20 protein-coding genes and 1 tRNA gene are annotated in these 18,870 nt (G+C 62.3%); 5 read left to right on the top strand and 16 right to left on the bottom strand.

Annotated elements, in window-relative coordinates:
- Positions 1 to 204, top strand: a 204-nt coding sequence (locus BI343_RS09920) for an isochorismatase family protein (RefSeq protein WP_139165697.1), incomplete at its 5' end; no start/stop codon positions are given.
- A gap of 73 nt (positions 205 to 277) precedes the next feature.
- Here the strand turns inward: BI343_RS09920 and BI343_RS19635 are convergent.
- From BI343_RS19635 to BI343_RS09870, 10 genes are all read right to left on the bottom strand, one after another.
- Complete coding sequence (locus tag BI343_RS19635) at positions 278 to 850, bottom strand: hypothetical protein (RefSeq protein WP_139165696.1); 573 nt, start codon at positions 848 to 850, stop codon at positions 278 to 280.
- A complete protein-coding gene (gene corA / locus BI343_RS09910) occupies positions 820 to 1,887 on the bottom strand; it encodes a magnesium/cobalt transporter CorA (RefSeq protein WP_043629953.1) in 1,068 nt (355 codons plus the stop codon). Before corA ends, BI343_RS19635 begins: the two co-directional genes overlap by 31 nt.
- 101 nt (positions 1,888 to 1,988) lie before the next feature.
- Positions 1,989 to 3,482: an exopolyphosphatase gene (gene ppx, locus BI343_RS09905; RefSeq protein ID WP_043629971.1), complete on the bottom strand. Its 1,494-nt coding sequence runs from the start codon at positions 3,480 to 3,482 to the stop codon at positions 1,989 to 1,991.
- A gap of 143 nt (positions 3,483 to 3,625) precedes the next feature.
- Positions 3,626 to 4,330 carry a phosphate signaling complex protein PhoU gene (gene phoU / locus BI343_RS09900; RefSeq protein WP_043629949.1) on the bottom strand — a complete coding sequence of 235 codons (705 nt, stop codon included), beginning with the start codon at positions 4,328 to 4,330 and terminating at the stop codon, positions 3,626 to 3,628.
- Positions 4,331 to 4,538: 208 nt separating this feature from the next.
- On the bottom strand, positions 4,539 to 5,198 hold the full coding sequence (gene rpiA / locus BI343_RS09895) for a ribose-5-phosphate isomerase RpiA (RefSeq protein WP_043629943.1): 660 nt from the start codon (positions 5,196 to 5,198) through the stop codon (positions 4,539 to 4,541).
- Positions 5,199 to 5,304: 106 nt separating this feature from the next.
- Complete coding sequence (gene ispF, locus BI343_RS09890; protein ID WP_071109574.1) at positions 5,305 to 5,781, bottom strand: 2-C-methyl-D-erythritol 2,4-cyclodiphosphate synthase; 477 nt, start codon at positions 5,779 to 5,781, stop codon at positions 5,305 to 5,307.
- Positions 5,782 to 5,809: 28 nt separating this feature from the next.
- Entirely contained in the window at positions 5,810 to 6,496 is a 687-nt protein-coding gene (gene ispD, locus BI343_RS09885; protein WP_071109573.1) for a 2-C-methyl-D-erythritol 4-phosphate cytidylyltransferase, read from the bottom strand.
- 3 nt (positions 6,497 to 6,499) lie between these two features.
- Positions 6,500 to 7,222: a DNA polymerase III subunit epsilon gene (dnaQ, locus tag BI343_RS09880; protein ID WP_043629934.1), complete on the bottom strand. Its 723-nt coding sequence runs from the start codon at positions 7,220 to 7,222 to the stop codon at positions 6,500 to 6,502.
- A gap of 49 nt (positions 7,223 to 7,271) precedes the next feature.
- Positions 7,272 to 7,715 (bottom strand): ribonuclease HI, encoded by a 444-nt coding sequence (rnhA, locus tag BI343_RS09875; RefSeq protein WP_043629931.1) that lies wholly within the window; start codon positions 7,713 to 7,715, stop codon positions 7,272 to 7,274.
- A 10-nt stretch (positions 7,716 to 7,725) separates the two neighbouring features.
- On the bottom strand, positions 7,726 to 8,490 hold the full coding sequence (locus BI343_RS09870; RefSeq protein WP_043629929.1) for a class I SAM-dependent methyltransferase: 765 nt from the start codon (positions 8,488 to 8,490) through the stop codon (positions 7,726 to 7,728).
- A gap of 13 nt (positions 8,491 to 8,503) precedes the next feature.
- Here BI343_RS09870 and gloB point away from each other — a divergent pair, with 13 nt between their 5' ends.
- Positions 8,504 to 9,274: a hydroxyacylglutathione hydrolase gene (gene gloB / locus BI343_RS09865; protein ID WP_043629927.1), complete on the top strand. Its 771-nt coding sequence runs from the start codon at positions 8,504 to 8,506 to the stop codon at positions 9,272 to 9,274.
- Positions 9,275 to 9,473: 199 nt separating this feature from the next.
- On the top strand, positions 9,474 to 11,252 hold the full coding sequence (locus BI343_RS09860) for a lytic transglycosylase (protein WP_244886617.1): 1,779 nt from the start codon (positions 9,474 to 9,476) through the stop codon (positions 11,250 to 11,252).
- Between the two features lie 139 nt (positions 11,253 to 11,391).
- On the opposite strand, the gene BI343_RS09855 is transcribed toward BI343_RS09860, so the two are convergent.
- Both BI343_RS09855 and dtd read right to left on the bottom strand, forming a co-directional pair.
- Positions 11,392 to 12,447, bottom strand: a complete 1,056-nt coding sequence (locus BI343_RS09855; RefSeq protein ID WP_071109572.1) for an FUSC family protein — start codon at positions 12,445 to 12,447, stop codon at positions 11,392 to 11,394.
- A 4-nt stretch (positions 12,448 to 12,451) separates the two neighbouring features.
- Complete coding sequence (dtd, locus tag BI343_RS09850) at positions 12,452 to 12,904, bottom strand: D-aminoacyl-tRNA deacylase (protein ID WP_043629925.1); 453 nt, start codon at positions 12,902 to 12,904, stop codon at positions 12,452 to 12,454.
- Positions 12,905 to 13,062: 158 nt separating this feature from the next.
- Here dtd and yaaA point away from each other — a divergent pair, with 158 nt between their 5' ends.
- Both yaaA and BI343_RS09840 read left to right on the top strand, forming a co-directional pair.
- The gene (gene yaaA / locus BI343_RS09845; RefSeq protein ID WP_071109571.1) at positions 13,063 to 13,836 is read left to right on the top strand and encodes a peroxide stress protein YaaA; all 774 of its coding nucleotides are present in this window, start codon (positions 13,063 to 13,065) and stop codon (positions 13,834 to 13,836) included.
- Positions 13,837 to 13,893: 57 nt separating this feature from the next.
- Positions 13,894 to 14,382, top strand: coding sequence for a GNAT family N-acetyltransferase (locus BI343_RS09840; RefSeq protein ID WP_043629921.1), 489 nt, complete (start codon positions 13,894 to 13,896; stop codon positions 14,380 to 14,382).
- Positions 14,383 to 14,769: 387 nt separating this feature from the next.
- Here BI343_RS09840 and BI343_RS09835 read toward each other — a convergent pair.
- The 4 genes from BI343_RS09835 to metG form a co-directional block, all read right to left on the bottom strand.
- Positions 14,770 to 14,846 (bottom strand) — tRNA-Met (locus BI343_RS09835).
- 446 nt (positions 14,847 to 15,292) lie between these two features.
- Positions 15,293 to 15,913, bottom strand: a complete 621-nt coding sequence (locus BI343_RS09830; RefSeq protein WP_071109570.1) for a VC0807 family protein — start codon at positions 15,911 to 15,913, stop codon at positions 15,293 to 15,295.
- Between the two features lie 119 nt (positions 15,914 to 16,032).
- Positions 16,033 to 16,218, bottom strand: coding sequence for a hypothetical protein (locus tag BI343_RS09825; RefSeq protein WP_043624213.1), 186 nt, complete (start codon positions 16,216 to 16,218; stop codon positions 16,033 to 16,035).
- Positions 16,219 to 16,590: 372 nt separating this feature from the next.
- A complete protein-coding gene (gene metG, locus BI343_RS09820; RefSeq protein ID WP_422614112.1) occupies positions 16,591 to 18,660 on the bottom strand; it encodes a methionine--tRNA ligase in 2,070 nt (689 codons plus the stop codon).
- Between the last annotated feature and the right edge of the window lie 210 nt (positions 18,661 to 18,870).

The raw sequence follows: 18,870 nt of genomic DNA, 5'->3' as shown, positions 1-18,870 counted from the left end.
GCTGGGGTCAAGAAAGTGTGGCTGGCCGGTTTGGCCACCGATTTCTGCGTGGCCTGGAGCGCCATCGACGCCCGCGCCGCCGGTTTTGAAACCTTCGTGGTGGAGGACGCCTGTCGCGCGATAGACATCGACGGCTCGCTGGCAGATGCCTGGATGGCAATGCGGCAGGCGGGTGTGAAGCGGGTGAGATCGGATGAGGTATGAACGAAACACCGGATCACTGAGCTTGCTCAAGACATTTTGAAGCGTGGAGCCAGATGCAGGGCGGAGCAGGTTCTCAAGGCCTGCCCCAGGTATAACGCAAAGCCTCAAGCAAGGCCTCTGGGCTGGCTGAACTCTCCCGACAGCCGGCCCCCTCCTCCTCAGCATGAATGGAGCCAGGGTTTTGCAATAGCGGATGCCCCGGCCCAATATGCAGCTCTGGCAAAACACGGATCAGCCTAAGCTGCTCGCCCTCGACAACGAAAACATCCGCCCGCAAGCCATATACCATGCAAACGCCATTCTGCTCGCTGCGGCTGACTGCCACCAGATACGGTTCGCCATCCAGCACCAATCTCATCAAGCTCTGAAACTGGCCGTAGCCAAGGTTTTGTCTAAAGACATCGACCATTCGGCCATTGCCTTCTTGTCGAAGACGGAGCTCATACCCATATTGATGATCGCGCCCTTGCTGCGCCCTCGCCTCCACACGCCAGCCCTGCCCGAACTCGACTCCGTCCGCCAGACTGACTGAACTGGCCATCAATTTCAGCCAAAACACCTTCGCGATCATTCTTGCAGCATTCAAGCTCACCTCATGCGGCGCACCACGCCGTCTCAAATCCACTTCCGCTTCCAGAACGCCCACGCCAAGCCGCTGGTGAGTAACGCCATCGCGCCCAACACCGCGTGATAGCCATAGTGCCACTTCAGTTCCGGCATGTGTTCGAAGTTCATACCGTAGATGCCGGCGATCAGCGTCAGCGGCATGAAGATCATGGTCAGCACGGTCAGCTTGCGCATCTGCAGATTGAGCCGGTTGGACTGGGTGGACAGGTATAGGTCCAGCATGTCGCTGACCATTTCCCGGCTCATTTCCAGCGATTCCAGTACATGGACGGTATGATCATAAGCGTCGCGCAGATACAGCTGGGTTTCCGGCGCGAACAGGCCATCTTCGCCGCGATTCAGCGTCAGCAGCACTTCGCGCAGCGGCAACAAGGCCCGGCGCAGCTTGAGGCAGTCGCGCTTCAGGCGCTGCACCTGGCGCAGCAAGCCGTGATCGTTGCCGGACAGCAGCCGGCCATCGACCTGCTCCACGCGTTCGTTGAAGCGGGCATGCACCGCCAGATAATCGTCAATCACCGCATCCAGCAGCGCATAAGCCAGATAATCGACGCCTTTGCGGCGGACCTGGCCGCGCTGGCGGCGCAGCCGGTCGCGCACCGCATCGAACACCCCGATGGGGCGCGCCTGGAAGGTCAGCACGAATCCCTCGCCCAGCACCATGTACACCTGGTCGGACACCAGCCGGCTGCCATCCAGCGGATAGTCGAACACCCGGCTGACGATGAACAGATAATCGCCGTAGTCTTCCACCTTGGGCCGCTGGCCGGCGTTGAGAATATCCTCCAGCACCAGCGGATGCAGCCCAAAATGGCTGCCCAGGCGCTTGAGCGCCTCGGGGTCGCGCAAGCCGTACACATTCAGCCAGCGCACCTTGCCGGTCGGAGCCTGCGCCAAGGCCTGCTCGACATCGCGGCAAACGGTTTCACTTAAGGTTTCGGCGTCGTATTCGATCCAGCTCAGGCTGGTTTCACCGGATTGGGGCTCGCCGACCGGAATCAGCGCGCCGGGCGCTTCGCCCAGCGATGGGATCTCGCGTTTCAGGACAGGATGGCGCATGCGGCTCCTTGGACATGATGGTAAGGAGGGTCCAGTCGCAGGCCGCGCAATGAAAAGGCCCGGGACAGCCCGGGCCGCGTTATCGCCATATCAGCGTCGGCTTATTCCTGGACGATGTCCAGTTTGAACCCGACAGTCTTCCATTGGTTCACTTCCTGACGGAAACTGCTGGCAGTCAGCGGATTTTCCTGCAGCCAGCATTGGCTGACTTTCAGCTCAAAACCGCTGGCGTTCTGCTTCAGATCCAGCACCTCCGGCAATGCCAGCGGCTGGCGGCGGCGATGGAACAGCACGGCGATGCGCAGCGCGACGACGGCCTGCCACAGCGCCGGCTGGCTGATGTACTGCGCCATCTTGCCCATGTCGCCGCGATGGCCCAGCACGATCGTGGCCAGCGCCGCTTGTTCGCGCTTGGAGAAGCCCGGCATGTCGGCGTTCTGCAGGATATAGGTGGAATGCTTGTGATAGGCGGTGTGGGCGATGGTCAGGCCGATTTCGTGCAGCTTGGCCGCCCAGGAAAGCAGCTTCAGCATGTCCTGGTCCACGTCCTCGCCGGCCAGCATGCGGTACAGCCGCTCGGCCAGCTGATTGACCCGCTCGGCTTGCTGCGCGTCCACGTGATAACGCCGCTTGAACAGGCCCACCGTGCTGTCGCGCATGTCCTTTTCGCGCTGGCGGCCCAAGAGGTCGTACAACACGCCGTCGCGCAGCGCGCCTTCGGTGACGATCATCTTCTCGATTTCCAGCTCTTCGAACACCGCGATCATGATGGCGAGGCCGCCGGCCAGCACCGGCGCGCGGTCGGCCTTGAGGCCGTTGACCTTGATCGAGTCGATATTGCCCTGCTTGATCAGCAGCTCGCGCAGCTGCTCCATGCCCGCCAGCGTGATGTCCGCCCGGCTCCAGTCGTTGATTTCCAGCACGTCGCGCAAGGAGCGCGCGGTGCCGGAGGTGCCGACGGCGAGCTGCCATTCGCTGGGCCGGTATTCGTGGCGGATGCGTTGGATCTCGTTGCGCGCGGCGAGGGTCGCGTCGCGGAAATTGCTGCGCGTGAGCTTGCCGCCGGGGAAGAAGCGCAGCGTGTAGCTGACGCAGCCCAGCGGCAGGCTTTCCGTCACCAGCGCCTTATAATGGCTGCCGATGATGAATTCGGTGGAACCGCCGCCGATGTCCACCACCATGCGGCGCTCCTTGGTGTCCGGCAGCGAATGGGCGGCGCCCAGGTAAATCAGCCGCGCCTCTTCGCGGCCGGCGATCACCTCGATGGGGAAGCCCAGTTTCTGCTCGGCCTCTGCAATGAAGGCCGCCGCATTCTTGGCGACGCGCAGCGTATTGGTGCCGACGATGCGCACCTGGCCCGGCACAAAACCGCGCAAGCGTTCGCCGAAACGGGCCAGGCAAGCCAGCGCGCGCTGCTGGGTGTCTTCATCCAGATTTTTTTCGGCCGTCAGGCCGGCGCCCAGACGAACGGTTTCTTTCATCACGTCCAGCGCGTACAGCTGATCGTCCACTACGCGGGAAACCTGCAGGCGGAAGCTGTTGGACCCTAGGTCTACGGTGGCCAATACGGTGTGGGGGGGCGTGGTGTGTGTCAAAGACACCCCTTTTCTTGTTCGATGGTTTCTGCCCGGCGCGCGCGGCGCAAAAACCCGGCGCCTCGCCTTGGCAACAAAATGGCGGTAACCGTGAAATGTTACCGCCATTTTGCCTCCCGCGTCATGTCAGGCAAGCGCCCGCCTCAGCGGCCGAGCGTCTCGCGCTTGATGGCTTCCAGCGTGGTGTGGCGGATGTCCTTGCCCTTCACCAGATAGACCACGTACTCGGAGATGTTCTTGGCGTGGTCGCCGATGCGCTCGATGGCCTTGGACATGAACAGCGTGTCGATGGACATGCTGATGGTGCGCGGATCTTCCATCATGAAGGTGATCAGCTGACGCAGCTCGGAGGCGAAATTCTCGTCCAGCCGGATGTCTTCCTCCGCCAACTCCAAGGCGGCGGACGGGTCCAGCCGGGCAAAGGCGTCCAGCGCGCGGCGCAGCATGGCCAACGCCACTTCGGCCATTTTTTCGATTTCGCGGAAGCGCGGCATCTGGTAGCGCTCGGACTGGTGGATGGTCTTGCCCATGCGCGCGATCTTGGCCGCTTCGTCGCCGATGCGCTCCAGATCGGTGATGATCTTGATCACGGTGAACACGATGCGCAGATCGCTGGCCGCCGGCTGGCGGCGGGCGATGATGTGCAGACAGTCGTCGTCGATGCCGACTTCCATCGCGTTGACCAGGGCGTCCTCGGCCGCCACCTTGTCCAGACGGGCGATGTCGCCCGACATCAAGGCATCGACAGCGGACAGGATCTGTTGCTCCACCAGGCCGCCCATTTGCAGCACGCGGGTGCGGATGGTTTCCAGTTCCAGATCGAACTGCTTGGAAATATGCTCTGCCATGTCTGCCTCAAGGATCTTGCAAGTAAAAAGAAAATGGTAAGGCGGCAAGATGACAGTGCCGTGACATGTCTTCTCTCCGCGTCGGCAAGGCGATGCCCTTACCAATCAAACCAGCTCAGCGCGGCCAAACGCCGGGGCAGGACAGGCCGCCCGATCGACACAAAAATTCGTCCAGGCGGGCGTTCTGCATCGGCTGGCCGGCGCGCGCTCAGCGCAGCACGGCTACGCCGTCCTGCTTGCCCAGCAGCAGCACATCGGCGCGGCGGCGGGCGAACAGGCCGCAGGTCACCACCCCGGCGATATGGTTGATGGTTTCTTCCAGCTCCACCGGCTTCATGATTTGCAGGCCGTGCACGTCCAGGATCACGTTGCCGTTGTCGGTGGTGACGCCCTGGCGCAGTTCCGGATGGCCGCCCAGCTTCACCAGTTCGCGCGCCACATAGCTGCGCGCCATCGGGATGACTTCGATCGGCAGCGGGAAGGCGCCCAGCATGGTGACGTACTTCTTCTCGTCGGCGATGCAGATGAACTCGTCGGCAACGCCGGCCACGATCTTCTCGCGCGTCAGCGCCGCGCCGCCGCCTTTGATCATGTGCAGATGATGATTGATCTCGTCGGCGCCGTCGATGTAAACCGGCAGCTTGTCGACTTCGTTAAGGTCGAATACCGGAATATGATGCGCCTTCAAGCGAGCCGTGGAGGCGTCGGAACTGGACACCGCGCCCTTGATCCGGTCCTTGATGCCGGCCAGTTCCTCGATGAACAGATTGACGGTGCTGCCGGTGCCCACGCCGATGATGGCGTCTTCCGGCACGAACTCCAGCGCTTTCTTGGCAACGGCGAGTTTCAGTTGGTCCTGGGTCAGCATGATGTAGCCTCCTGGCATGTTGTTGTGCCGGCCGAGTCGGCGCCCGGCATGAGCGATGATGTCCAATTATCCCACAAGCCGCCAGTCATGACAGCTGGCGGCGGGGCTAAACCGGGGCCAGCAGGCAGACCGCCTGGGCCTCGATCGCCTCGCAGCGGCCAAGGTAGCCCAGCTTCTCATTGGTCTTGCCCTTGACGTTGACCGCGCCGAGGTCCAGGCCCAGATCGGCAGCGATATGGGCGCGCATGGCGTCGATGTGCGGCGCCAGCTTGGGCTGTTGCGCGATCAAGGTGCTGTCCACATTGACCGGCCGCCAGCCGGCGGCGCGCACCCGCGCGGCCGCTTCGCGCAGCAAGACGCGGCTGTCCGCGCCCTTGAATTCCAACGCGGTGTCTGGAAAGTGGCGGCCGATGTCGCCGAGCGCCGCCGCGCCCAATAACGCGTCGGTGATGGCGTGCAGCAAAGCGTCGGCGTCGGAATGGCCCAAGAGGCCCTTCTCATGCGGAATCTGCACGCCCCCCAGAATCAGCGGCCGGCCGGCCACCAGTTGATGCACGTCGTAACCCTGCCCGATACGAAACATACTCTTCCCTTATGATTGCAATTCTGCGCTACTGCTCGCCGCGCGCGGCCAGAATGGCCTTGGCCAGGGCCAGATCGCGCGGATAGGTCACCTTGAAGTTTTGCGCATCGCCCTCCACCAGCAGCGGCTTCAGCCCCTGCCGCTCCACCGCGGAAGCCTCGTCGGTGATGTCTTCCGCCGCGCCCTCTCCCAGCGCCCGCGCCAGCAGCCCGGCGCGGAACATCTGCGGCGTTTGCGCCAGCCACAGGGCATTGCGCGGCACGGTGGCGGCGACATGGCCCTCAGCGTCCGCCCGCTTGACGGTGTCCGGCACGGGCAAGGCCAGCAGGCCGCCCACCGGATGGCCCGCCAAGGCGGCGATCAACCGCTCCACCGCCGCCACCGACAGACAGCAGCGCGCCGCGTCGTGCACCAGCACCCAATCGTCCTCGCCTGGCGCCAATGCCGCCAACCCATTGGCCACGCTCAGGGCACGGCTGGCGCCGCCGACGCGGTGCACTTCCAGCTTGGGCAGACGCCAGTCGAAATCATCGAACCATTCGTCTTGCGGCGAAATCACCACCGCCACCTTGTCTATCGCCGGCACCGCCGCCAGCGTGGCCAGCGCGTGCCACATCAGCGGCCTGCCGTTCAATTGCAGATACTGCTTGGGGCTGGGCGCGCCGAAACGGCTGCCCGATCCTGCGGCCGGCACCAGCGCAATCATTTGGGCCATGGCTCAAGCCTCCGCCGGCGCCGGGTTTTCCAGCGCGCGCCAGACGCAGCTGCCCTTGACCGTCTTGTCCAGCACGTCGAGATAAGCCTGATGCTCCGCCAGCTCAGCCTCATCAGCGGCCAGCACTTTCAAGGGCTTGCGCTCGAAAGTCAGGTCGTGGCCGGCATGCCCGCCTGGCACCTCCACCTCGATGTCCATCGCCAGGCTCTCCTGGCCGCGGGTCATCCACAGATAGACTTCCGACAGCAGCTCGCAGTCCACCAGCGCGCCGTGCAAGGTCCGGTTGGAGCGGTCGATCTCGAAACGGTCGCACAAGGCATCCAGGCTGTTGCGCTTGCCTGGGAACATGTCGCGCGCTTCGGCCAGCGTATCGATGACGTTGGCGCACAGCTTGTCGATCGGCTCCATGCCCAGCTTGGCGAATTCGGCATTCAGAAAGCCGACGTCGAACGGCGCGTTGTGGATGATCAGCTCGGCGTCGCGCAGGAAATCGGCGATCTGAGCCGCCACCTTGGCGTACACCGGCTTGCCTTCGAGGAACTCCAGCGAAATGCCGTGCACGCGCTGGGCGTCTGGATCAATCGGACGCTCCGGGTGGATATAAAGATGAAGATGCTTGCCGGTGAGCTTGCGGCCCACCATTTCCAGGCCGGCGAATTCGATGATGCGGTGGCCCTGATTCGGGTCGAGACCGGTGGTTTCGGTATCGAGGATAATCTGTCTCATGCTGCTTCCCGGCCGCCGCGCCAAGGCGCGGCGGCTGCTTGTTGCTGGCTCAGACCGAAGCCACGCCCTTATTGGCGAGTTGGTCGGCTCTTTCATTGAATTCATGGCCGGAATGGCCCTTGACCCAGCGCCACTCCACTTCCAGGTGGCGATTGCGCTCGGCGTCAAGTTGCTGCCACAGATCGGCGTTCTTCACCGGCTCCTTGGCCGCGGTCTTCCAGCCGCGGGCCTTCCAGCCGTGTATCCACTCCGAAATGCCCTTCTGCACATATTGCGAGTCGGTATAGACCACCACCCGGCACGGCCGGTTCAACGCCGCCAAACCGCGGATCACGGCCATGATTTCCATGCGGTTGTTCGTGGTGCCGCGCTCGCCGCCGAACAACTCTTTTTCCTTGCCCTTGAAGCGCAACAGCGCCCCCCAGCCGCCGGGACCGGGATTGCCTTTGCAGGCGCCGTCGGTATAAATCTCTACCTTGTCGTCAGTCGTCATGCTGTCTCGTTCAATGGCAGGACGATGCGCCGTCCCGCTCGTTTGTTTCCGGCGCCTTGTGCGTGTGCTGGCGCTCATTGCCCGCCACCACGCCCAAAGCGCCCTTGTTCTTGACCGCCTGTTTCCAGGTCGGCGTAATCAAGCGCATGCCGCGCTGGCGCTTGACCGCCTCGATGCCGTACACCCCTGCAGCCAGCGGCCACCAGCGCTCGCCGACATCTTCCAGAAAATCGCAGCGCGACAGCCAATCCTGACGCGAGAACGGCGGCGCGTAAGCCAGAAAAGCGGCTTCTTCCAACTCCAAATCCAGCAAAGCCAGCCAGTCCTTGATCCGCAACTGGGTAAAAAAGTTGCCGTTCCACGGCGCGGATTCCTTGCCCTGGATCAGCCGGCGCACGCCCCACAAGGACAGCGGATTGAAGCCGGTGAGAATCAGCCGGCCCTCCGGCATCAGCACGCGGTCGGCCTCGCGCAGCACCTGGTGCGGCAGGGTGGTAAAATCCAGAACATGAGGCATGACCAGCAAGTCCAGGCTGCGGGTCTCAAACGGCAGAAAGGCCGGATCGCAACGCACATCCACCTCGCCATGGCCAGCCACCCGGCACTGCCAGGGAATGCGGTTGCCGCGCAGGCAGTCCATCTCCGGCACGCCCACCTGCACCGCATGGTAGCCGAAGGCGTCCGCCACCGCCCGCTCGAAGTATTCCTGCTCGCGCGCCAGCAGATAACGGCCCAGTTCGGTGCCGGTCAGCCAGCCGCCAAACGAATTTTTCATTGAGGAAGGCCTTATGGCAGCCACATTTAGCATCACCCCGATCGGGGCTTTCTCAGACAATTATATCTGGCTTTTGCAGCAAGGCGCGCGCGCTGTCGCGGTGGATCCCGGCGAAGCCGCGCCGCTGCTGGGCCATCTGCGGACGCACGGCCTGCAGCTCGAAGCCATTCTGGTCACCCACCACCACGCCGATCATTGCGGCGGGCTGGCGGACCTGAAGCAGGCATGGCCGGAGGCGATTGTCTATGGCCCAGCCGGCATCGCCGGCGTCGACATCCCGCTGATGGAAGGCGACACCGTGTCGCTGAGTATGGGCGAGGCCTGTGTGTTGGCGGTGCCGGGCCACACGCTGGACCACCTGGCATATCGGCTTGACGATGCGCTGTTTTGCGGCGACACGCTGTTCGCCGCTGGCTGCGGCAGGCTGTTTGAAGGCACGGCCGCGCAGATGCTGTCTTCGCTGAAAAAACTGGCCGAGCTGCCGCCGCAAACCAAAGTTTATCCAGCGCACGAATATACCTTGTCGAATTTGCGCTTCGCGCTGGCCGCGGACCCGGCCAACCCCGTGCTGGCCATGCGTCTGAGCCGCGACCAGGCGCTGCGCGACCGCGGTCAGCCCACTCTGCCGAGCACCATCGCGCTGGAAAAAGCCAGCAATCCGTTTTTGCGTTGCGACACCGCCGGCATTCGCCAAAGCCTGCTGGCGCAAGGCGCGCAGGCCGGCGACGACGAGACGGCCGCTTTCGCCCGGCTGCGCGCCTGGAAGGATGTTTTCCGCCCATGAATCGCATGCGAAATAAGTAACTTCACTTGGCTTGGCCACGACTTCCTTTACAGACGGGCCGGATAGTCTATTAACAATGAAAGCGCATGAAATTATTTGGTTTTTTGAATTGACACCCCCCATGCGCATGTTTAGCATCAGCCGAAATCTGAATTACGGGCTCGTCTGCATGAAACGCTTCACTCCATTGGCACTTAGCGTGTCTCTCGCATTGCTGTTCGCATCGCCGGCCAAGGCCGCCGCGGTCGATCAGCCACCGGCTTCGCCAGTGGACGAAGCGCAGGCGGCCGGCTTGGACATGATGCTGATGAACTCCAGCCTGCTGCGCAATGGCGACGACGTATGGAAACGCGTGCGCGAAGGCTTCCAGCTGGATGAAGTCAACGCCGACGTGATACGCCGCCAGGAACGCTTCTACGCCAGCCGCCCAGAGTATTTCAAACGCACGCTGGACCGCAGCCGCAAATACCTGTTCCACATCATGAACGAGGTGGAGCGCCGCGGCATGCCGACTGAAATCGCGCTGCTGCCCATGGTGGAAAGCGCCTTTGTGCCCACGGCCAGCTCACGCGTCGGCGCCGCCGGTCTGTGGCAGTTCATGCCGGCCACGGGCCGCCACTACGGACTGGAACAGACCTGGTGGTATGACGGCCGCCGCGACGTGATGGACGCCACCCGCGCCGCGCTGGACTACCTGCAGAACCTGTACGCGCAGTTTGGCGACTGGAACATGGCGCTGGCGGCGTACAACTGGGGCGAGGGCAATCTGGCCCGCTCCATCGCCAGGGTGCAGGCAACGGGTCAAACTCCGACCTACGAAAACGTCCGCATGCCGAACGAGACGCGCAACTACGTGCCCAAGCTGCTGGCGGTGCGCAATATTCTGGCCAACCCGGAAAAGTACGGCGTGCGTCTGGATAAATTCCCCAACAAGCCCTACTTCGTCGCCGTTTCCACCGGCAAGCATATGAACATCGACATCGCCGCCAAGCTGGCGGGGATTTCCGTGGCCGAATTCAAAGAGCTGAACCCGGCTTTCAATCTGCCGGTGTTCGCCTACAAGGCCGGCCGCCAGATGCTGCTGCCCGCCACCAAGATCGACAAATTCCAGGCCAATCTCGATAAATGGGACAAGCCCCTGCTGACTTGGGAAGTGTATCTGCCCAAGGGCGACGAGAGCCCGGCGGCCATCGCGAGCCAGCACGGCATGAGCACCAGCCAGCTGCTGGCGGCCAACCGCATCGGCGGCAACACGCTGAAGGCCGGGCAGCCGGTGTTGGTGGCGATGAACCCGCGCCTGAATGACGGCCAGTCGCTGGAGTCGGTGGATACGCCGCTGCCGGACACATCGGCAGGCCAAACCATGCTGGCCAAGGCAGATGACGCGTCCGCCGCGCCCATCCAGGTCGCAGTGACGGCGCCGGCGCAACAGAACACCTTGATCGCACAAGCTGCCCAGCCCGCTGGACCGGCTGTCACTGCTGCTGTCGAGATCGAGGCCAGCAAAGCGGCTCGCCAGACAGTCGTGATCGCCAGCTCGACAAACGATGATGCCGCCCCAGCCCGTTCGCTGACCACGCGCAGCCTGGACAGCTACACCGTAGCCAGCGGCGACACGCTGTACAGCATCGCCCGCCGCAGCAATCTGAGCGTGGACGAGCTGAAAGCCTTGAACCAGCTCGATGGCAATCTGGTGCAGGTGGGCCAGCAATTGCGCCTGAAAACCCCTGCCGCCACGGACTTCCAGCTGGCGAGCAATGCCAGCAGCGCAGGCTCCGATCCGGTGCTGATCAAGGTCAGCGACAACCGCTCGCAAGCGTCTGCGCACAGCACCGAATACGTGGTCCAGCGCGGCGACACGCTGTACAGCATCGCCCGCCGCTTCGGCGTCAGCCACTATGATATCCACCGCCTGAACGGCAGCCGCCAGACTAGCCATCTGCAGCCGGGACAAAAGGTCAAGATCGTCGGCCTGTAAACGAGATAGTGCAAAAAATGGCCCGGAGTCTCCGGGCCATTTGCTTTTTACACTTAGCGTCGCCAACCGCGCCTCGCTGCGCCGCCGAGCAGTGGCGCGCCAACGCAGACAGTCCAAGCGGCAGCTTGCTTATCGACGCTTAACGCCGGCGAGATCCGCTCAGCCGCCGCACCAAGCTGCGCGCCGGCGGCGGCGCCTCTATGAGCCGCGGCAGAATCTCCTGCAACTGGCATCGCAAGGCCTCCACCGTCAACGACAGCTCCGCCACCAGCCAGTGGCAGTGCGTGGGCTGGCGCATGCGCGCCGGGTTGTCGGCCGCCGGCAATGGATTGGCCAGCAGCTGCGGCTGATTGAATCGCAAAGCATGCGCGGCGCGCAACAGCGTGCGGACAATCGCCCGCCGCGGCGAGCGATCCTCGGCCAGCGCCGGCGTGGTGGCCGCCACCTCGTCCATCCGGTCCAGCAGCGTCCAGATGCCGCGCTGGCAACGCTGCACCTGATCCAGCTGGCGATGCGTCAAGACCGCCTCCTGCGTCACCGCTGCCAGCAAGCCGCGCATGCGGATCAGGCGCGAGTTGAATTGATCCAGCGCGGCATCGCCCTCCACCGGCAAGCGGCGCGCGATGCGGTTGTACAGCAGCGCCGCCTCGCGCAGATTATCTGCTAGCAGGAAGCGCCAGCTGTCTATCGCGCGCAGCGGCAGCGTGGCGGCGGCGGCCATGCCGATCAACGAGCCAATCAGCACATTGCAGCTGCGCCACAGCGCCTCGTTGATCGATTCGTCGCCCAAGCCGCCGACGATCACCAGCGTGATGCCGGTCAGCAGCGCCAGATAACCGCCTTTGCCTTGCGCATGCCAACTGCTCAGGGCAATCACCAGCAACATCCAGCCGTAACACAGCCATGGCGAGACGCCATGCAGCAGGATGGCGATCAGACCTGCCAGCGCGCCCAATAGCGAACCGCCCATCCGCTCCAGCGCCTTGCGCCTCACCCCGCCCCAATGCGGCACTCCGCCCAGCACGATCAATATCGTCACCAGCATCCAGCCGCCGTGCGGAATGCCGCTGGATATCACCAAAGCCAAACCCAGCAGAAAAGCCAGCAACACGCGCAACACATGCACTTGGCGCGCGTAACGGTTCAGGTAGTACGGCACCACCAGCACCCGCCAAGGATGTTGCCATCGGTTCATCGCGCTACTCCGGATTGCGGCTGTCCAGCCAGATCGTCACCGGGCCATCATTGACCAGGCTGACTTGCATGTCGGCGCCGAACACGCCGGTCGGCACCGGCTTGCCAAGCGCTGCCGACAACGCTGCGACGAAGCGCTCGAACATCGGCTGTGAAATTTCGCCGCGCGCCGCGCGCGAATACGATGGCCGGTTACCCTTCTTCACACTGGCATACAAGGTGAACTGGCTGACCGCCAAAGCCTCGCCGCCGCAATCCTGCAGGCTGCGGTTCATCACCCCCGCTTCGTCATTGAACACGCGCAATTGGCTGATCTTGCGCACCAGCCACTCGATATCGGCAGCGCCATCCGCCTCCTCCACGCCCACCAGCAACAGCAAACCCGCGCCGATTGCACCGCGTATCTCGCCCGCCACCGTCACTTCCGCGCGGCTTACCCTCTGCACCAAAACCCGCATGCCGACTTTCCCATGATTGATTGATCGCTTCCATTCTATCCAAATCCGCCGCGGAAGACTGCGAGCCTTCCATCCGGCGCCAACGCGTCCCACGCCGCAAACGTCAACAGGCTCTGGCTTCGGTACAATAACGGTCTCATTACCCAAGGACTAGCCGCATGTTGATGGTGATCTCTCCGGCCAAGACGCTGGACTACCAAACGCCTCCCGCCGTGAACCGCTACAGCCAGCCGGATCTGCTCGACCACAGCGCCGAGCTGATCCGGGTATTGCGGCAGAAAAGCCCGCTGGACATCGCCAAGCTGATGAACATCAGCGATGCGCTGGCCACCTTGAATGTCGGCCGTTACGCCGATTGGCAGCCCTCCTTCACCCCGGACAACGCGAAGCAGGCGGTCTACGCCTTCATGGGAGATGTCTACGAGGGCTTGGACGGCGCCTCGCTGAGCGAGCACGCCATCGATTATCTGCAAGCGCATCTTCGCATCCTGTCCGGCCTATATGGCGTCTTGCGTCCGCTGGACCTGATGCAGGCTTATCGGCTGGAGATGGGTACCCGGCTGGCCAACAGCCGCGGCAAGAATCTGTATGAGTTCTGGGGCGAAATCGTCACCGGCAAGCTCAACGAACAGCTGGAAACCCTGGGCCAGCGTACCCTGGTCAACCTGGCCTCCGACGAGTACTTCAAGTCGGTCAAACCCAAGGCCTTGAACGCCGCCATCGTCACCCCGGTGTTCCAGGACAAAAAGAACGGCCAGTACAAGATCATCAGCTTCTACGCCAAACGCGCGCGCGGACTGATGGCGCGCTGGGCGGCGGAACGCGGCGTGACCAATCCGGAGCAGCTGCGCGGCTTCGACAGCGAGGGCTACGCCTTCGATGCCGCGGCCTCAAGCGAACTCAGCTGGGTATTCCGTCGCGAACATGCCTGATTAGCCGAATCCAAACATCATCATTATGATCATGCTTTTATTCGAAAGGACAAAAGCATGATCTCCACCCGCCTTGCCAATCCGGCCGACGCCGCGGCCTTGGCTGAATTGTTTTACCGGATCGACCTGCACTATTTCGGTCCCGAGCGCGCCAATCGCGAAGCCTCTGCCCGCTATGTGGCGCGCAATCTTTTCCAGCCGCACTGCGGGGTACAAGTCATGCTGGCGGAGCAAGACGGCCAGGCCATCGGCCTCGCCACCTTTTCCCTGCTTTATCCAGCGCCGGGATACAGCGGCCAGCTGTACATGAAAGACCTGTTCACGCTGGAGGAGGCCCGCGGCAGCGGCGCCGGCAAGACGCTGCTGCGCGCGCTGGCTCAGATGGCCGTCCACCACGGCTGTCAGAGGCTGGATTGGACCGCAGAACGGGGCAACCAGGCCGCAGTCGACTTTTACCACCACATCGGCGCTCGGATCGTCGAAGACAAAATCTACTACAGGATGGACGGCGCGGCGTTGCGTGCCTTCGCCGAAGCTAACCTTTGACTCGCTGAAAATGCTAGCGTGCCGCAATTACTGCATTGCGCACTGGCAGCCGGCTATTTTCGACTTCCACGGCTTGGCGTTCTTGCGCGGCGAAATCGCGGGCATGATTCCCCGTTCAAGTAGCCGCCAAGACGATCTTGCGCGAAACCTGAACCACGATCTCCAGCAGAGTGGGTAACCGGCTCAGAAAACTGTCCGGCTGGTAGTAGAGAACAACAGGTAGCTTGAGGAAGGGGATGCTTGGCATCGCATCCAGCAGGATGCCGCCTTTTGACCGCGTAGATTCACAGCGACCGAGACGGACCGAATCCGCTTACACAGCGGTTACACGGTCTGGAAAAGCAAAAAGGCCAACTTCGAAAAGTTGGCCTAAGCGTTTGCTTTATTTGGTTGCGGGGGCAGGATTCGAACCTACGACCTTCGGGTTATGAGCCCGACGAGCTACCAGACTGCTCCACCCCGCGTCTGAAATCTGTTCTGCGCTGTATTTCGTGCAGAGGAATGAACTATAAGCCAATCCATCCGGCGCGTCAATGCTTTGAGCTAAAGAATTTTAAACGACTGCCCCGCCGTTCATTCATACTCTTTAACAGATGCCGAGCCCAAACACATCAGCCATCAACAAAAGCGCGCTACATTGACATCGTGGTCGGCAGCGTAGCGAAAGCGACTCTGCTCCGCATCTTGGTTGAACTGCCATTTGACTGAGCGTGCGAAACGACCTTGTGCATTTTGACGGGTGTTGCAATCTGTTCGCGACTGCCAGCGTGGGCAGAACGGCGATGCCTGTTCTCCTAAGTGTTCATCACGGAACTTCGGGCCGCTTCGTGCGGCCCTCTTTTTTTGTTTAGCCACTTAAGAGTAGGCAGCCAGCATACCCGTATTGGATATGCAGTGCCAAGCCAGCCCGCTATGCCGCCCATGCCGCTTGGCGATCCCCCATGCGGCGGCGCATAAACCAAGTCACCGCCATCAAGCCGCCGTATACGGCATAACTGATCCACGGCAACACCAGAATCGAACGCTCCACTGGCCAATGCCAGGCCAGCCAGCTGCGCAGCAGCATCTCCAATACCAGGCCGCATCCCCATAAAGCCGTCATCGCGCGCATCCCGCGGCGGAACTGCGCTTGCTGCCACAACTGTTCGCAACGCGCCCGCCCCTCCTCATGCCTGCGTTCTATCGTGGCGCGGGCCAGGTAAAACACCAGCGGCCTGGGCAATAGCAGCGACAATAGAAATGCCACGCCGAACAAGCCGGACAATAGCGACTCGCGCAGCAACAGCATTTTCTCGCTCCCGCCCAGCGCCATGGCCGCCAGGGATAATGCGATGCCCAGCAAGACCATCATGCTCAGCGCGTCGACCCGACGATCGCGCCACAGCTCCCAGCCGCTCCACAACAAGGGAGGAACGGCGGACAACAATAAGCCGCCCATTTCGCCCCAGTGCGGCTTGCCCCAGCGATAACACAACCAGGGCAGCAGGAAATTGACGACCAACTCCAGCAGCAATCGGCTTCGGCGCGCCATGGCAACTCCTTAGGCTAAAACCGTCAAACTGCCGCTTTTCCATGCCGACGTCAACAAAAGCGAAGCCCCGCGCGAGCGGGGCTGGTTTTCCTTTTGCCCACGCGGGGCCGAACACGGTATCAGGCCGCGGCCTGGATGAATCCATTGGCGGGATACATCGCGCTGGCCATGCCCAACGCGGACCGGAACGTCACTTCGAACATCTTGCCGACCTGGCGGATGCTGACCACTTCGTAGTGGACAACGCCGCCGCTGTCTTTGTATTCGAACACCTTGTAGCCGGGTTTCAGTTGCGAAATCTTCATTATGGTTTCCTTATTCTTTTTTTAAACAAAACAAGCGCATATTAGGTTTTTTAGTCACTATCGGCTGAGGAAAGTTCCCGTACCGACAGCTTGCCGGCACAGACCGACAGTAGCAGGCCACGATGACAGCACCGTTAAGCCCTTCCCCCTTCATCCTGATCCCGCATGCCTTGAATTGCCGCGCGCCAGAATTCAAGCGCAGTGGGTGGCAGACATGGACGGTCTCAAGCAGCGGGGAAGCTCTGCTTGTCAGAAAGCAAAGCCCCAGCTACCAATATGGTCGCTGGGGCCGCGTTAGCCAAGCTGGATTAACTTAACTGGTAATGCTACTTATTTACCATGACCTAGATCAAAAGCGCTAGCTGAGATTGCTCAGCCTACGCGCATGCCCGGCTTCACGCCGGCGTCCACGTCCAGCAAGAACAGGCCTTCGCTGTCGTCAACGCCGGACGCGCAGACGATCATGCCCTGCGACACGCCGAAGCGCATTTTGCGTTCTGCCAGATTGGCGACCACGATCACGTGGCGGCCCACCAGCTTTTCCGGCTCCTGATACGCCTTGCGGATGCCGGAGAAGATGTTGCGCTTTTCAAAGCCCAGGTCGACGGTGAACTGCAGCAGCTTGTCCGAGCCTTCGACGAAATTGCATTCCAGCACCTTGCCGACGCGCAGGTCGACCTTGGCGAAGTCGTCGATCTTGATGGTTTCAGCCAGCGGCTCGTGCGCGGCGGCTGACGGCGCGTCTTGGGTAGCTTGCATATTCTGTTTGTTCGCTTCTATCAGTTTGTCGATCAGCGCCGGGTCGATGCGCTGCATCAGGTGCTGGTAGGCTTGGATCTTCTTGCCCAGCAGCAGGGTTTGCGCGTCGCTCCAGGATAGCGGCGCCACGTCCAGGAAGGCCTCCACGCCTTCGGCCAGCTTGGGCAGCACCGGCTTCAGGTAGATGGTCAGCAGGCGGAAGGCGTTGATCAGCACGGTGCAGACTTCCTGCAGGCGCGCGTCCTGGCCTTCCTGCTTGGCCAGCTCCCAAGGCTTGTTGGCGTCCACGTAGCCGTTGACGATGTCGGCCAGCGCCATCACGTCGCGCAGCGCCTTCGCGTACTCGCGCGCTTCGTAGGCCGCCGCAAGTTCTTCGGCCGCGGCCTGCAGCTTGGCCAGGATCTCGCCGTCGGACACCTGAACGGCCAGCATGCCGTCGAAGCGCTTGGCGATGAAGCCGGCGGAGCGGCTGGCGATGTTGACGAACTTGCCCACCAGGTCGGAATTCACCCGCGCGACGAAGTCGTTCAGGTTGAGGTCGATGTCCTCGATGCGGCCGTTCAGCTTGGCGGCGATGTAGTAGCGCATCCACTCCGGATTCAGGCCGCAGTCCAGGTAGCTCTTGGCCTGGATGAAGGTGCCGCGCGACTTGGACATCTTCTGCCCGTCCACGGTCAGGAAGCCGTGAGCGAACACGCCGGTCGGCGCGCGCAGGCCGGAGTAGTTCAGCATCGCCGGCCAGAACAGCGCGTGGAAGTACAGGATGTCCTTGCCGATGAAGTGGTACATCTCGGTCTGGCTGTCCTTGGCGAACCACTCGTCGAAGTTCAGGTTCAGCCGCTCGCACAGGTTCTTGAAGCTGGCCATGTAGCCGATCGGCGCGTCCAGCCAGACGTAGAAATACTTGCCCGGCGCGCCGGGAATCTCAAAACCGAAGTAAGGCGCGTCGCGGCTGATGTCCCAGTCCTGCAGGCCGCCGCCTATCCACTCGTTCATCTTGTTCAGCGACTCGGGCTGCAGGTGCGGCTGCTCCACGCCGTCGCTGCGCTTGCTGCTGCCGCTGGTCCACTGCTTGAGGAAGTCGGCGCACTCGCCCAGTCGGAAGAAGTAGTGCTCGGAAGTCTTCAGCACCGGCTTGGCGCCGGACACCGCCGAGTACGGATTCTTCAGCTCAGTCGGCGCATAGGTGGCGCCGCACACTTCACAGTTGTCGCCGTATTGATCCTTGGCGGAACACTTCGGGCACTCGCCCTTGACGAAACGGTCCGGCAGGAACATCTGCTTTTCCGGATCGAACAGCTGCTCGATGGTGCGGCAGGCGATCTTGTCGTCGGCTTTCAGCGCCAGGTACACCTGCTCGGCCAGCGCCTTGTTTTCCGGACTGTTGGTGCTGTAGTAGTTGTCATGGCCGATCAGGAAGCCCTGCGAATCGGCGACATGCAGCTCGCGCACCTCGTTCACCAGCTGTTCGGGAGTGATGCCGCGCTTCTCGGCGGCCAGCATGATGGGCGCGCCGTGGGTATCGTCGGCGCATACATAGTAGCATTCGTGTCCGCGCATCTTCTGGAAGCGCACCCAGATGTCGGTCTGAATCTGCTCCAGCATGTGGCCCAAGTGCAGCCCCGCATTGGCGTAAGGCAGCGCGCTGGTCACCAGAATCTTGCGTTTGGTCATTCGGATCATTCCCTGATTGGCAATCTCAAGCGATCGATTATAGAGACAGAACGGGCGGGCGGCCAACGCCGACGCACCCCATCAAAAGCGCAAGCCCGGAACGCGGGGCAGCCGGGCTTGTGAACTTGGTGACGATGAAGATCAGGCGCCTTGGCTGGCCAGCACGCCCTGCGGCTCGGTCGGCGCGGCGCGCTCGGCCATGGCGACGCCGACCATCTG

It is taken from the genome of Chromobacterium amazonense (assembly GCF_001855565.1).
Classification (GTDB): domain Bacteria; phylum Pseudomonadota; class Gammaproteobacteria; order Burkholderiales; family Chromobacteriaceae; genus Chromobacterium; species Chromobacterium amazonense.
Note: the sequence above shows the minus strand (reverse complement) of the source record. Positions and strands in the feature narration are given on the sequence as shown.